This window comes from Methanohalobium sp., assembly GCF_046546175.1.
Lineage (GTDB): Archaea > Halobacteriota > Methanosarcinia > Methanosarcinales > Methanosarcinaceae > Methanohalobium.
Window position 1 is genome coordinate 1 of sequence record NZ_JBKGYF010000013.1, and the last position, 13,612, is coordinate 13,612.

The 13,612-nt window shown below is 38.8% G+C and carries 17 protein-coding genes and 1 tRNA gene; 4 read left to right on the top strand and 14 right to left on the bottom strand.

The features are described from left to right. Positions 1–279, top strand: a 279-nt coding sequence (locus tag ACLFMM_RS02650; RefSeq protein ID WP_410807167.1) for an ABC transporter permease, incomplete at its 5' end; no start/stop codon positions are given. Between the two features lie 17 nt (positions 280–296). Beyond that, on the top strand, positions 297–1,304 hold the full coding sequence (locus ACLFMM_RS02655) for a hypothetical protein (protein WP_410807168.1): 1,008 nt from the start codon (positions 297–299) through the stop codon (positions 1,302–1,304). 4 nt (positions 1,305–1,308) lie between these two features. On the opposite strand, the gene ACLFMM_RS02660 is transcribed toward ACLFMM_RS02655, so the two are convergent. The 11 genes from ACLFMM_RS02660 to priS all read right to left on the bottom strand — a co-directional run bounded on the left by ACLFMM_RS02660 (position 1,309) and on the right by priS (position 8,676). Then, positions 1,309–1,758 carry a hypothetical protein gene (locus ACLFMM_RS02660; RefSeq protein WP_410807169.1) on the bottom strand — a complete coding sequence of 150 codons (450 nt, stop codon included), beginning with the start codon at positions 1,756–1,758 and terminating at the stop codon, positions 1,309–1,311. A gap of 69 nt (positions 1,759–1,827) precedes the next feature. Next, positions 1,828–2,403, bottom strand: coding sequence for an SAM-dependent methyltransferase (locus tag ACLFMM_RS02665; RefSeq protein WP_410807170.1), 576 nt, complete (start codon positions 2,401–2,403; stop codon positions 1,828–1,830). Positions 2,404–3,015: 612 nt separating this feature from the next. Then, a tRNA-Ser gene (locus ACLFMM_RS02670) sits at positions 3,016–3,135 on the bottom strand. A gap of 75 nt (positions 3,136–3,210) precedes the next feature. Next, the gene (locus tag ACLFMM_RS02675) at positions 3,211–4,449 is read right to left on the bottom strand and encodes a TIGR00375 family protein (RefSeq protein ID WP_410807171.1); all 1,239 of its coding nucleotides are present in this window, start codon (positions 4,447–4,449) and stop codon (positions 3,211–3,213) included. Between the two features lie 10 nt (positions 4,450–4,459). Beyond that, entirely contained in the window at positions 4,460–5,230 is a 771-nt protein-coding gene (locus tag ACLFMM_RS02680; protein ID WP_410807172.1) for a proteasome assembly chaperone family protein, read from the bottom strand. Next, positions 5,227–5,394: an RNA-protein complex protein Nop10 gene (locus ACLFMM_RS02685; protein WP_410807173.1), complete on the bottom strand. Its 168-nt coding sequence runs from the start codon at positions 5,392–5,394 to the stop codon at positions 5,227–5,229. The genes ACLFMM_RS02680 and ACLFMM_RS02685 overlap by 4 nt, the downstream gene beginning before the upstream one ends. Before the next feature lie 25 nt (positions 5,395–5,419). Further along, positions 5,420–6,235, bottom strand: a complete 816-nt coding sequence (locus ACLFMM_RS02690) for a translation initiation factor IF-2 subunit alpha (RefSeq protein WP_410807174.1) — start codon at positions 6,233–6,235, stop codon at positions 5,420–5,422. 32 nt (positions 6,236–6,267) lie between these two features. Further along, a complete protein-coding gene (locus ACLFMM_RS02695) occupies positions 6,268–6,447 on the bottom strand; it encodes a 30S ribosomal protein S27e (RefSeq protein WP_410807175.1) in 180 nt (59 codons plus the stop codon). A gap of 24 nt (positions 6,448–6,471) precedes the next feature. Further along, a complete protein-coding gene (locus ACLFMM_RS02700) occupies positions 6,472–6,750 on the bottom strand; it encodes a 50S ribosomal protein L44e (protein WP_410807176.1) in 279 nt (92 codons plus the stop codon). 29 nt (positions 6,751–6,779) lie between these two features. Next, complete coding sequence (locus tag ACLFMM_RS02705) at positions 6,780–7,514, bottom strand: hypothetical protein (RefSeq protein WP_410807177.1); 735 nt, start codon at positions 7,512–7,514, stop codon at positions 6,780–6,782. Further along, positions 7,495–8,676, bottom strand: coding sequence for a DNA primase catalytic subunit PriS (priS, locus tag ACLFMM_RS02710; RefSeq protein WP_410807178.1), 1,182 nt, complete (start codon positions 8,674–8,676; stop codon positions 7,495–7,497). Before priS ends, ACLFMM_RS02705 begins: the two co-directional genes overlap by 20 nt. Positions 8,677–8,816: 140 nt before the next feature. Between priS and rqcH the strand changes: the two genes are divergently transcribed. After that, on the top strand, positions 8,817–10,832 hold the full coding sequence (rqcH, locus tag ACLFMM_RS02715; protein ID WP_410807179.1) for a ribosome rescue protein RqcH: 2,016 nt from the start codon (positions 8,817–8,819) through the stop codon (positions 10,830–10,832). 18 nt (positions 10,833–10,850) lie between these two features. Beyond that, on the top strand, positions 10,851–11,897 hold the full coding sequence (locus tag ACLFMM_RS02720) for an mRNA surveillance protein pelota (protein ID WP_410807180.1): 1,047 nt from the start codon (positions 10,851–10,853) through the stop codon (positions 11,895–11,897). 32 nt (positions 11,898–11,929) lie between these two features. Here ACLFMM_RS02720 and ACLFMM_RS02725 read toward each other — a convergent pair whose 3' ends face one another. The 3 genes from ACLFMM_RS02725 to ACLFMM_RS02735 form a co-directional block, all read right to left on the bottom strand. Then, entirely contained in the window at positions 11,930–12,439 is a 510-nt protein-coding gene (locus tag ACLFMM_RS02725; RefSeq protein ID WP_410807181.1) for a flavodoxin family protein, read from the bottom strand. Further along, entirely contained in the window at positions 12,391–12,594 is a 204-nt protein-coding gene (locus ACLFMM_RS02730; RefSeq protein WP_410807182.1) for a flavodoxin family protein, read from the bottom strand. The genes ACLFMM_RS02725 and ACLFMM_RS02730 overlap by 49 nt, the downstream gene beginning before the upstream one ends. 114 nt (positions 12,595–12,708) lie before the next feature. Beyond that, entirely contained in the window at positions 12,709–13,590 is an 882-nt protein-coding gene (locus tag ACLFMM_RS02735; protein ID WP_410807202.1) for a DNA integrity scanning protein DisA nucleotide-binding domain protein, read from the bottom strand. Between the last annotated feature and the right edge of the window lie 22 nt (positions 13,591–13,612).

Here is a 13,612-nt window from a genome sequence, read left to right on the forward strand (position 1 = left end):
GGGTTAATGAAAGCGGTGGGATATACCTATTATGATGTTCTGACATTATTTATTGTAGAATCTATAGTTGTTGGGCTTTTTGGTGGACTATTGGGTACAATTGTAGGAATTCTGGGTGCCTATGGCGCGAATACTTTTCTTGATTTACCTAATGTGTTCCCCATGGAATTGATAATGATAGGAATTGTTGTTGCTGTTCTTGTAGGATTGATTGCAGGAGTGTACCCTGCAAGCAAAGCCGCCAAGATGGATCCGGTTGAAGCTTTAAGATATGAATAATAGATAGGAGTAACATTATGGATGGAATATTTAGTTTGATGTTGTTGGTTATTGGAATTTTATTTGCGGTTTTAATGGTATGGGTCTGGAGGAATAATGACCTTACAACCCTAAAAAAATCGATATTAAGTTTGTTGCTTGTTGTAATTTCGATAGTATCGGTTTACGGGTCATTTGCATATGTATTGATATCTTCAGACCATGCCTATTATACAACCGATGGAAAAAATCTGGGAGATGTGGATCATGAAGAAATAGTCAACAACTCAAGACAGGCAGGCTATACAATTAAAGGACCATATTTTGTAAACGCTGAAATTGAAAAAGCAAAAGGCTTGTATGCCCCTTCAGATGAATTGAAATCGCGTTTTGGTCAAGATTATTGGGTAGCAGGGATTGGCAATTATTACACAGAAGAATCCTTTTTTGAATCAGAGTTTATCAGAGATGAAAAAGGGACAAGGATAACTTTTTTCAATGAATCCCGTCCTGATTCCTACTTTTCTTCATTTAAAGTGGAACATCTTCCGGATGATGAGTGGATTACTGATCAGTTTGAACTGATGTTTAGTCTTGACAGTGCTCAATCCCAGAAATATTTGAACCAGTTAAAGGACGAGATCAGAACCAGCAATCAATCAATCGTCGTTATCACAATAGAACAATATCCGGATTTCAATGCTGTATACCATGAATATCAAAATAGGAGCAAAAACTCTACATCCACTGTCAGTCGGGGCGAAGGTTGGATTACACAGACATTTTACAGAAATGGGAATATTACTACAGGAACCATTGTTTATGTAGTACCGAACATGGAGCTAATCAATTACCATGAAGGGGATAAATATACCATAAAGATGGACAGAATGGGAGGCATCCGTTTACAGATAGAGCTGGATGTTGGTGAACAGATACCTGAAGAAGAATATAAACAGATTTTCAAACAGATGTTTGGTAGGTTGGGATTGCCACCGCAAAGGATTGAAGATTTTGAATTTGATTACCAGCCTTCAGTCTGGTAATCCATTATTCCTCATCAAGGATTTCTTCAAGTTCTCTCTTTCTTCCTTTTGGTATCTGGTTTTTTATACCATGTGAATTTTTAAGTCCACATCCGATAATATAGTTCCTGTATCTTAGTGCTATATATCCATAACCCAGACTGTTGTTTTCCAGATATCTGCCATTAATGATGGTTTTTAAATCGTTTGTATCTATATCTGCAATATTCTTTTTGATATTTTCACCAAGATATTGCAGTACATAGGTTGTGGGTTTTAAACTTTTAAATTCCGAATCCATAATCCTTAAAGCTCGTATACCACACGAGATGTATTTAGGACTTGGCTCAAGGTCTGGCGAAGTTATCCAGAGGCTGTTCCCCAGCCAATATACATTGTAATGTTTCCAGAGTTTCCTGTTTACACCAAATCTTTCAAAAAAATAATTTTCAAGTAATTTTTTTGAATCTGGCAACAAATATCCCTCCAGAATCCAGTTGATGTGGATAAACCCGGACGCATTTTTCTAATTCTTTTCCAAGTTTCATGTTTTTCCATTCTGTAATTCCGGATGAATGGGGAAAATAAAAACCGGTTTTTCCAGTTTACCATAGTCCAAGAACTTGGATACTACAATCTCGTTTTCCTCGGGTGCAAAAGTACAGGTTGAATAAACAATAGTTCCACCGTTTTTCCATAATCTGAACGCTTTCTCAAGCAGATTCTCCTGCAACTTAGAAAGTTTTGTTATTACATCTATGTCGGCACCGTTTATAAGGTCTGAGTTTTTCCTTGCGTTTCCTTCAGCTGAACATGGTGCATCGACAAGAACTTTGTCGAATTTGGGTTCTTCTGGAAGGTTTCTCCCGTCTCTTTCAAAAACCTGTACATTAACACATCCAAGACGAGATATATTGGACAACAGACTGCGGATTCGATTTCTTTGAATGTCGTTTGCCAGTATTTCCCCTATATTATCCATTAGAGTTGATATCTGGGTGGTTTTACTTCCGGGTGCAGCACACATATCCACCACTTTTTCACCGGGCTCGGGATTCAGAGCAAGAGGGGGTATACCTGATACATATTCCTGTACATGATATTTACCAAGCCAGTGCAAAATGTTTTTTCTTGGTTCAAAACCGATTTTAAAAAATTATCATTCCACTTACGTTGTTCAAAAACCTTTCCGTTTTGTCTCAGGATGTTTTTAATTTCGGAAACATTGGATTTTAATGTATTAACTCTAATATCATAAGGTTGTGGTGTATGAATAATTTTTTTGAATAAATCAAATTCTGGAATGATGTCTCTGTAACGCTCCATGCTATTCCTCTTACATTTTTTAAATTATCAATGAGGGTCACGTACTTAATCGTGAGGGTATATATGAAGGTAGCGAAATCATAATAATTTCAAAACAGTACATTTGCTGAATCAGTTGTAAGTACCAAAACAGATGAAAGAATCAACCACAGTACATGAAATGTTGCTAAGTATGGAAATTAACGTAACTATATATTCCTATTTATTTTTTGACGAAAATATATATATATATCTTGCTGATATTCTGCCTTAAAATTAAGGAGGTATATCAATATGTGTATAGCAGGTGTGACCAACCGTATGATGAAGAAATTACAGGGTGAAGAAGATATTTACGAATCGGACAATGAAAAGAATGATGATTTCAATTGAATCATCCTTTAAATTTAATTTTTAATTAATGCGACGCCGGGGCTGGGATTCGAACCCAGGAGTCCCTGAAGGGACAACAGGTCTCGAGCCTGCCGCGTGTAGACTCCACAGCAGATTTTGTTACCGTTGGATTTGTCCGCTCTGCCACCCCGGCAGAAGTGTATTAACAGTTAAGTTTTATTAGATGATGGATTTTGAACGATTTCATCCGTTATATAAGTATCGCGGATTAATAATCCAGAAGTGAACTCTGACCACTCGAACCGGGACTGGATCTATTATCGAGATTAGATTTGGATGTTTTTGTTTTCCCAGGTAGCTCAATCCATCCGTACTCTCCCCCTCCACCAGGATGCAGTATAACATCCTCATTCCTGAATGCAACTATAGCATCAATAATCCTTTCATCCACATCAAGGGATTCGAGTTCCGCATCCACAAGGACTGCTATTTCGCTTCCGAATTCTTTGATCAGTGTATTCCATGCTCTGGTCACTCCCTTTGTATTGATACTGGAATGACCCAGTGACTTCATGATTATTTCTGCAAGAGGTATAAGGTGGATGTATTCTGGACGGTAGTCCGGATGCTGTGGTTCATTAAAATCAGCAAGTTCATTTACTCTGTCTGACACTCCTTTTTTAATTTTTCCACCGCATGGACATCTCCAGTTCGATGATTTTGCTTCTTTATATGTATAATGTTTTAAACATTTGGAACTGATACATGCAGATTCATTGTATTTGCCTTCCTGTGGATAAAATCCAACATTAAGATTGGCATTAAAACCTTCTTTTCTTAATATAGCCTTTTCAAGTCCTTCAAAACTGATGTCTGGTACTTTAAAACGGGTAAATTCCCTGGCAAGTTTGTTCGACCAAGGGGAATGTGCATCTGAGTTGGTAAGAAACGTCAGTCTTTGCAGTTCCTTTATACGGTCTGCATAATCACTGTCTGCACTTAATCCCAGTTCCACAAAGGATATGTAATCTGTCATGTCACCATAACAGCTTTCGAGAGAATCATGTGCTGCATATATAGCAGTCCAGGGGGTGAATGCATGAGAAGGACCTATTAAAGCACCGGTGTCCCTTGCAGCTTCAGCGATTTCACTTCCGCTTAATCTGACAGATGGACGCCCGTCTGATCCAAGATCGCCATGTTTTCCGATTATATCTGCGAGTTCTTCTGCTTTTGAAATGGATGGCAGAATTAACACATGATGAACTCGGTTTTCATCTTCAATTTCAGTTGTAAGTGTAAAATGGGTACCCTTTATCTGTATGTTTTCATCATTCGATGATGCATTTTTAATGTCCTGCAACCAACTAGGGTGTGTACAATCACCAGTACCTACAAGGTCTATACCTTTTTTAGCCGCCTCCTCTGCTATTGTGGGCAAATCCATTTTTTTGGATGTAGCCATGGAATATTTAGAATGAAGGTGGAGGTCGGCATTGATTTGCATGAAAAACCTCTTAAATAATATAGTTTATATCTTCATCTTTCTGAGTGAGCTGTTTGGAATCCTGCTGCTCTTTCATTGTTTTTATTTTTTCAACAACCTTTTCCATCTCTTTTGCTCTCTCTTCTAGTGCTTCCTCATCAATCTCGATTCCCAAAATTTTATCAATCACACGCATTATCGATTGTGCACTTTTCGGGTCAACGATGTATCCAGAAGTCAACCCCATAAGACAGGCAGCACCGATATTTCTGAATTTACACAATCCAAGTAGTAAACCTGAAGCACCAACTATACCATTCCCTGGCTCGTTTTCCCTGAATTCCACACCATGTTCTTCCAATTCTTTCACAAATTCTATATTGTTTACTGCACCAATGACACCTTCATTATAGTTGAATTCACCTGTCGGGAACCCCCCGAGTGTATAAACCCTTGACACTCCAAAATCTTCAGCAAGGTCCAGATAAAGGTCTCCCAGTTCATAATGACCTTGGTTTGTTGAACTTTGATGGTCACCGGCTAATATGAGTATGTCCTGGCCATTGATATTGCAGGTATATATCTCGTTGTTCGCAAGCCTTATAGTGTTGTCTTTGTTCACCAGTACCTGCGGAGGGAAATGAGGGGAATAAATTTCGATAAGTTTTTCACCTTCAAGATTTTCGATAAGATGTTCTACTACAAGTTTTCCTACGTGACCTACCCCGGGGAGTCCTACAAACATTATGGGATTGTTTAAGTGAACATCCTCTTTTAAACGAATAACCTCTGTCTCCTTCATGTTGTATCCTCTATTTGCTTGCTTTGTCTTCGGTATTTCCCATATCTGTCAGCAGGAGAAAAGCGAGCTGGGTTGGGATTGACGGTTTTCCCACCACAATATGGACAGGATATTTCCAATGTATACCTGCTACATTGTTTGCATTTGCTAATTTTATGTCCCATTGCAATCAATAATTCAATTGAAAAATTATACACTAGCGGATTCTATGTGTCTGTAGAATTCACCTTTGCCGCCCAGTTCTTTGATGGTACTTATCACATTTTCAGCAGCTTTTTTTAATGCATTTTCAGCAGTTTTGTAATCAGGTGCATTGATTTTGATACGGTACCTGGGAGCGCCTATGTAACTGATGTTAATTTTGACATCGTTGTCATAATTTTCTTTTGTATTATCAGCAGCTTTCATAGCTTCCTTTATTATTTCTATACCATTTGGAGCATGGCTGGTGAGGTCGAGATATCCGGCAATTTCTACATAGGGTATTTTTATGTTATCCTGGGCAATTTTGGCAATTTTTTCTGCCAAGGATTTGTCGATTTTTATGTTCTCAAAAGCATCCATTCCATACATGGCAGCTTCTTCAAATGCAGAATAGGAGCTTCCGAATTCTTCTGAAAAAATAGCTTTCAGATTTTTCATTGTCTTGTTGTCAGTACCGGTTTCCTCTGCAACAAACTGTAACCACTTGGATGCTTTCTGCTCGTTTTTCCACTGCTGGATTTTTTCACGTTTTTGATGCTCATTGACATCTTTCAGTGAAAGGTCGATATGCCGCCTTGTAGGGTCTACCCTTAAAACCTTACAGACAATTTTCTGTCCTTCACGTACATAATCACGGACGTATTTTACCCATCCGGCTTTAATTTCAGAGATATGGATAAATCCTTCTTTATCACCGTACTCATCAAGGGTGACGTATGCACCAAAATCAGTAACGTTTTTAACCGTGCATACTGCAAAATCGCCTACATTCGGCCATTCGTTGTTGTTATTGTCCATCATATATCACTATTGACTCTCTTTTTATTTACTTTTTATTCAAGAACTTCTATGATATGTGTTTTTATAGTTGATTTGCCACCCGTTGGTTCAGCAAGTGTCCTGCCGCATACGTTACAGGTAATTTCCCTGCTAGCACTTCCAAAGATTATCTGTTCATTTTCGCAATCATTGCATTTTACCCGTAAAAATCTGCTTTTAGGCCAGTTGTTCATACTATTCAATCCTCTGTATTGTGATTATTCATTAAATTCAAACCGTTTGGTTCTGAAACCAGGTCTTTGATGCGACTTCCCGCATTTGGTGCAGTGGTATTTAAGTCTCACTCTTTTGGTTGGTTTGTCCCCACCAGGAACCTTGGAGAACTTTCCACTGTTACCAATACCGGTTCTGCGTCTTTTCTGTCTTGTTATGTGGGTCATTGATGATTCTTTGCCTTTTTTTGCTTTTTCTATTTTATGTTCTGTATGCATTTTACAGAAAGGGCAATGTGTCCTCATTTTTTTCGGAAATTTCATGATAAACACCTTTAGTATTTCGATAAACATTAGTTAATATCAATGAGTTGTACAGCATTTCGCTTAACAAGTCCATTGGCATTGGGAGCTGGTAAAACAACAACATCTTCGGAATATAATGTATAATTACGATTGTCTACAGCTTTAAATGTAGGTATGTCTTTCAATACTCGGACAACAACGTACTCTTCATTTATATCATTTTTGCTATTGGGACTGGTATTAGTCTCGTTTTTGTTTATATTGCTATATTCGGATTCCAGGGGTTCTCTGTAGGTTGTAGCAGTTTGGTTCTCCTTTGATACTTCAACATCATCAACTGGATTTTCTGATACAGAACTTTCAGTGGCTGTATATTCAACCTGTTTGTTGTTATCTCTTGCATCAGGATTGGTTACCGGTTCGATTAATTCCTGATGGGAAGTATGGATGGCGGAAAGTATGGAATTATACACTTTTTTTTCTTCAGGCAGGAGTTTATCAAGGTCATGTTTTGACGGGTTCTTGGAGAACGCATGAGATTTGGCGTATGAGGTTATTTTTTTTATTCTATGGATGAATATATTTTCAACATCTATAACGGCACTTTCCAGCTCATCTTCCAGCATCTTGGATTCCATAGAACGGGGATTGTTTATTTTTTTAATTTCATTCTCCAGTTCAATTATATATTCCTGCACCCTTTTATAAAAATCAGGAGGGATTTTATTAAGTGTAGAATTGCGTTCTTCCCTGAGTCTGTTTTTAAGCTCGGTTCTGTCCATATTCTGCACCCCCTCTGCACATCAAATAGATTGCTGCATATCCGGGCAATTCTTGTACCCCTTCATACACATGGAATTCATTGCCTTTCATTTCTATGGTGGACGGCTGTGTCACATTTAATGTAATCGGATTGTCCTCAAAAACAACTGCATCATCAAGGGGTTTAAAATTCTCAAGCTGGGATGCTGAAAGAACTGTAACTTTTAGACCTGAACCTCCATGAAGTGAACCCGGAACTCTTATAAGGCGTTTGATATCAGAAGTGACTGGTTCATCGACATTAGCAATTATATTTTCTACAGCCTGTTTACCAAGGTATTCAAATAATTTCTTCGAAGTGTTTGAAACCATATCTATTTTGCCTTTTTTTAGTAGTGATAACTGTTTTTCGTTGTTGAATATATTTACCAATTTTTCAGCAGTTGTTTTCCCTACACCACTAAATTTTGTAAGCCTTTTAACAGGTTTATCTTCATTTACTATATTTGAAATGTAGGATATAATGTAGTGGTTGATTTTTGACCCCCATCCACCGTCATTTTCAGAAGGGAATACAAACATACTGGCATCACGTCTCCCTGAATCTCCGGATACACTTCTTTTTCCTATTATCTGGCTTATATCAAGCCCCCTACCACTGATATAATCCACAATTTCACGCCTTTCTGCACTTCCCAGTGACCTCACAGATGGATGAGATATATGAAAATGATAACCTCTGCCGCCTGAAAATACGATGTTTATATCTTCTTCTCCAAATCCAAAATCGTCAGACAGAAAATCGTAGAGTTTGAGAGCTTCCTGTTTAACGTTTTCTAGCATATCAGAGTATGACTCAGGAACATTTGGAAGATGGTCTGCGTCAAGGTCAAATACCAAATCGGATTGAATCCAGTTTTTATCCTTCATGTTGGATGCACTGGGGTATTCATAGTACGCTACAGAATAATATGCATGTGCGGGAACTCTCCATGTAAGGTAATCCTGCAACTCCCCCGGCGAACCAAAAGCCATGTGGCGGCGCATGACAGTTTTTGGCATATCGTCAAATAGTATGAATCCCCATTCACGGGTGGAATATTCAGGAGGTAGGTGTATGTGCGCGTCCTGATAATAGTTCTGGAACCTTTTCTTTAGAAAATGCAGAGTTTTATCATTCATGTTGTTGTTTTTCGTCCTATCTGGTTGATGTGGGGCTACAAATAATATAACATCTTTATTATGGATTTGTATATTATACTTTTATTTTTGCCCTTATTGAGGATAAACCTTATAGTTGAATCTGACATTTTTCATCGTCTATGAAAAAGAAACAAGAGATGTCAAGTGCTGATATATCCGCTCTTGTATCAGAATTATCAGAGGGATCGAATTCAATTGTTGGTGCTAAGATCAATAAAATATACCAGCCAACACCTGATGAGGTCAGAATAAATATTTATATCCCCCGTGTAGGGAGGGACAATCTGGTCATCGAATCAGGAAAACGTATACATTTGAGCAAGCATCTCCGATCCAACCCCAAAATGCCGGGACCGTATCCCATGCTTCTCAGGAAACATATAATGGGCGGTCGAATCATCTTTATCAGGCAGTACGATTTTGACAGGATTGTTGAAATAGGGATATCAAAGGGTGAAACTGATACTATACTGGTTGCGGAATTCTTCTCACAGGGTAATGTCATTCTTCTTAACAATGAACGCAAAATCATCCTCCCAATGAAGCCCAGAACATTCAGGGGTCGAAGAATACAGGGAGGAGAGAAGTATGAATATCCTGAATCCCAGATCAGCCCTCTTGAAGCGGAAGAAAATGACCTTAGCCAGGCGTTTACTTCCAGTAATGAAGATGTGGTACGTACAATAGCAACCAGTTTCAATCTCGGGGGTCTGCTCGCAGAGGAGGTGTGTGCAAGGTCTGAAGTAGATAAGAATAAATCAGTAGATGATGTCACATCCGATGAAATCTCCAAGCTCTTGAAAGCTTTAAAAGACGTGTTCTCTCCAATTGTAACCGGTGAACTCAAGCCCTGCACAATAAAACAGAAAACAAATAATAAATCAGAACCTGTTGATGTGCTCCCATTTGAACTTGTACAGTACCAGGATTATGAAAAAGAGTATTTTGAATCATTCAACAAAGCACTGGATGAATTCTTTGGAAAACAGGTTGTAGAAGACGAGAAGAAAGTCCAGGAATCCGCTAAAAAAGAAAAAGTGGACATATATGAGCGAAGACTTCAGCAGCAGCAGACAGCTATTGAAAAATTCGAAAAGGAAGCGAATAAATATAACTCGGTAGCAGAAGCTATTTATGCACATTACCCGCTTGTTGAAGAGGTAATTTCTGTTTTAACCAGCGCCCGTAAAAACGGATACTCATGGGATGAAATTAAATCCAAACTGAAAGAAGCAGAGAACATACCTTCTGCTAAATTGATTCAGAAAATAGACCCAAAATCGGGTACAATTGTGATGGACCTTGACGGTACAAAAGCAACACTTGATATCCGTTATCCGGTACCCCAGAATGCACAGACATACTATGAAAAAGCTAAACGGGTTATGAAAAAACGTGAAGGGGCTCTTCGTGCAATCGAGGAAACAAAACGTATCATTGAAAACAGGGATAAATCCCAACAACAGACAACAAGAAAACATAAAGTGATACGTAAAAAACACTGGTATTCACGTTTTAGATGGTTCATATCATCAGATGGTTTCCTTGTTGTAGGTGGACGAGATGCAGATACCAATGAAGAGATTTTCAAGAAATACATGGAAAAACAGGATATAGTTCTCCATACCCAGGTACCGGGGGCTCCACTGGCGATTGTAAAAACAAAAGGCTATGAAATACCTGAACAGACCATGTATGAAGCGACACAGTTTGTTGTTTCATATTCCAGTATATGGAAAGCTGGACAGTTTAGTGGAGAATGTTACTGGATCTGGCCCAATCAGGTCTCAAAAACCCCAGAATCCGGTGAATTTCTGAAAAAAGGCTCGTTCATAATACGGGGTGAGAGAAATTACTTTAAGAACGTACCAATAAGTGTAGCGATTGGGCTTGAACTTGAAGGAGAAACAAGGGTGATAGGCGGACCACTGGAATCAGTGAAAAAGGATGGTAAATACATAATTGAATTAATGCCTGGCAAATACAATCAGGGAGATCTGGCAAAGAAAATATATAAACTCTACATGGAACAGTTGAAAGACGTTCATTTTGTAAAATCTATAGCATCACCAGACCAGATATCCAATATGCTTCCACCCGGTGAATCCGATATTAAGGATAAAAAGGATTTTTAATTAAAGGGAGCTGTATATATGAGAGTAACAAAGCGTAACCTGAAAGGCAGGGAAGGTGAAATCTCGCTTACCCCTGAAACACTGGATGATCTGTGGCATCTGAAATATATTATCGAAAAAGGCGACCTTATATTTGCACTTACCAGACGTAAAGCGGATTCTGATACTGATAAACTTAGACCTGAAAAAGCAGAGAAGAAAACCAAAAGGCTTGGTATACGTGTAGAATCGTTGGAGTTTCACAAATTTTCCAACAGATTGAGGATACACGGAATGATTGAACAGGGTATGGATCAGGGTTACTATCACACTCTTAATATCGAAGACGGGACTAATGTGTCCATAATAAAGACCTGGAAAAAGGACCAGATTGAAAGAATCGATGAAGCTGAAGCTGCTTCCAAAAGACCGAAAGTTGTGATTGTGGCAATAGAAGAAGGTGACGCTGACATCGGTCTGGTACGACACTACGGGATTGAACAGTACTCTCATATCACTCAGTCCTCAGGTAAAGGTGAAGGGACTTTAAGGGAAGTTTTTTTTGAAAATATCCTGGATCAGTTGAAACATGCAGCCCCTGGTTCTGAAGCTATTGTGGTGGCAGGTCCGGGTTTTACTAAAGAGGATTTCATGGAATTCTTTAAAAACAAAGAACCAGAAATGGCTTCAAATGCTGTAGTGGAGGATACATCATCAATCGGTATAACCGGTTATCAGGAAGTTCTTAAAAGGGGGGCAGTAGACAGAATAATGGAACAATCCCGGATTGCCAGAGAATCGTCTTTAATGGATGAACTTTTAAAGATAATGTCAACTAATGGGAAGGCAGAATACGGGATTGAGCAAGTGGAAAATGCGATTTATTTTGGAGCAGTGGAAACTCTTCTAATAACTGATGAAATGCTTAGACAGGAAAGGGAAAAAGAGGAAATAAATATTGATTCCCTTTTGCAGTCGGTAGAACAGGCACAGGGGAAAGTTGTTGTTTTCAGTACCGAATTTGAACCCGGTAAGAAACTGGATTCATTGGGTGGCATAGCAGCATTGTTGAGATTTAAGGTTTAACATTCAATAAAAAAGAAAAGTAGAAAATAGTTTCACTTTTTTGGCTTCAAAGCTTCAGCGATTCGTTGCCCCAGGGTTTTTGCTGCTTCTACGGCCTCGGGTTGGTCTCCAAATCTGTTGACACCAACCGATTCTACAGTGGCGTCGGTGCCATACATCATTTTTATACCGGTAAGGTCACATTCATCTCCGTAACCGCATTTGATACATGGCAAGTTGCCCAATATTTTAGCTGACCCTACAAAGTTCATACCTTCTTCCATCATGTAATACATGACAGCATTGACACCGTTATCACATGAGGGTGGAAGCATTTCACATGAACTGGGTACTGCGCAGGTAATAACTTCTCCGCCAGGTTTGCCCTGCATGAATCCGCATTTATGACGCAATAGATAAAGTCTCTCAATGAACGCTTTGGTACGAGCATCCAGTGATGAATAAGGGGTATATCCGGCAATAACCAGTGCATCTGCATTTTTTGCTTTTTGAGCTAATGTATTGCCGTCATCATTGATGACACAGGTTTTGTATCTACACATTTGAGGCATGCTCTGCAGGGCTCGATATTATAGTTTTTCAATCTGATAAATTCGGTATCCATCCCTGTAGCGTCCAGTACGGTTTTTAAAGCTCTATCTGTATTACTGTCTTTTATGGGTGAACCTGACACACCAAGAACTTTCATATTTATCATTCCTAATTATTGATATTATCTCGGTCAGGTTTATATAGTTGAGCGTTATAATAATGTATCAGCTATATATAACGGTATGCTATAATAACCAACTATAGTTTTTGAGAAAAATGGTTACTCTGGAAATATCTGTTTAAACGCCCTTTTTGTGGATTCTATACATAGTGTCTCTTTTCCATCTTTATAGACACGGACAACTCCACCTGATTCAGAAACAGTAACAGCGATAGCCACTGTATCTCTTGTAATGGCAGCTGCGGATACATGCCTCCCACCGAGTCCTTTATTGATTACCAGGTCTTTAGCGTCAACATCAAGATATTTTCCGGCAGCCTCTATAACTCCGTCTTCTGATACAACAAAAACGCCATCCAGTTGTGCAAACTCTTTTATGGATTCCCAGTTTTGTTTGTTCAGTATATTCCGGTTTGATTTTGAATGTCCAGCATAGGGGTTCAGAATCATCTGATGCGACCTTGACATAACTTCATCAACATCACCGATGATAAATGCAGTTCCAATCTGACTTCCCTCTCTACCGGTAGCTGCGATGTCAAAGGCGATTGTAAGTACAGCACGCATAACTTCAGGTGATACTCGTTCTTCACATTCTCTCATTGCTTTTATCAGTGGGCTTTCACTTAAATCATGGACGATTATTGAACTGGAATCCTTTGTTTCAACAATACCCACAACAACGCCTCTTTTCAAATCTCCAAGCAGATGTTCAATGGCAGCTATATTTTCCACATTCTTTGCATTCCCTTCTACTTCTTGGGTGATTTTGCCAGCGATTTCCTTCCCATGTTCCTGTTTTTCTGAACTGGTAGAAACCAGATAATCGATTATGCTTTTTGGTCTTCTTGGAGCAAAATATACAGGTATATCTGTGGTAAGGTCCTCAAGTTTGATATTTCCTGATACAATTATTGCCTCTGCTCCGAGTTTTTCTGCGAGATAGAGTGCTGTTTTTACAATATTTTTTTTGATTACCATTCCATCGCCTGTATCGTCTGTC

Bases quoted from the DNA above. Each gene is read 5' to 3' on its own strand.
- ACLFMM_RS02655 (WP_410807168.1), top strand. From the start codon at position 297: ATGGATGGAATATTTAGTTTGATGTTGTTGGTTATTGGAATTTTATTT.
- ACLFMM_RS02675 (WP_410807171.1), bottom strand. From the start codon at position 4,449: ATGCAAATCAATGCCGACCTCCACCTTCATTCTAAATATTCCATGGCT.
- ACLFMM_RS02680 (WP_410807172.1), bottom strand. From the start codon at position 5,230: ATGAAGGAGACAGAGGTTATTCGTTTAAAAGAGGATGTTCACTTAAAC.
- ACLFMM_RS02685 (WP_410807173.1), bottom strand. From the start codon at position 5,394: ATGGGACATAAAATTAGCAAATGCAAACAATGTAGCAGGTATACATTG.
- ACLFMM_RS02690 (WP_410807174.1), bottom strand. From the start codon at position 6,235: ATGATGGACAATAACAACAACGAATGGCCGAATGTAGGCGATTTTGCA.
- ACLFMM_RS02695 (WP_410807175.1), bottom strand. From the start codon at position 6,447: ATGAACAACTGGCCTAAAAGCAGATTTTTACGGGTAAAATGCAATGAT.
- ACLFMM_RS02700 (WP_410807176.1), bottom strand. From the start codon at position 6,750: ATGAAATTTCCGAAAAAAATGAGGACACATTGCCCTTTCTGTAAAATG.
- ACLFMM_RS02705 (WP_410807177.1), bottom strand. From the start codon at position 7,514: ATGGACAGAACCGAGCTTAAAAACAGACTCAGGGAAGAACGCAATTCT.
- priS (WP_410807178.1), bottom strand. From the start codon at position 8,676: ATGAATGATAAAACTCTGCATTTTCTAAAGAAAAGGTTCCAGAACTAT.
- rqcH (WP_410807179.1), top strand. From the start codon at position 8,817: ATGAAAAAGAAACAAGAGATGTCAAGTGCTGATATATCCGCTCTTGTA.
- ACLFMM_RS02720 (WP_410807180.1), top strand. From the start codon at position 10,851: ATGAGAGTAACAAAGCGTAACCTGAAAGGCAGGGAAGGTGAAATCTCG.
- ACLFMM_RS02725 (WP_410807181.1), bottom strand. From the start codon at position 12,439: ATGTGTAGATACAAAACCTGTGTCATCAATGATGACGGCAATACATTA.
- ACLFMM_RS02730 (WP_410807182.1), bottom strand. From the start codon at position 12,594: ATGATAAATATGAAAGTTCTTGGTGTGTCAGGTTCACCCATAAAAGAC.
- ACLFMM_RS02735 (WP_410807202.1), bottom strand. From the start codon at position 13,590: ATGGTAATCAAAAAAAATATTGTAAAAACAGCACTCTATCTCGCAGAA.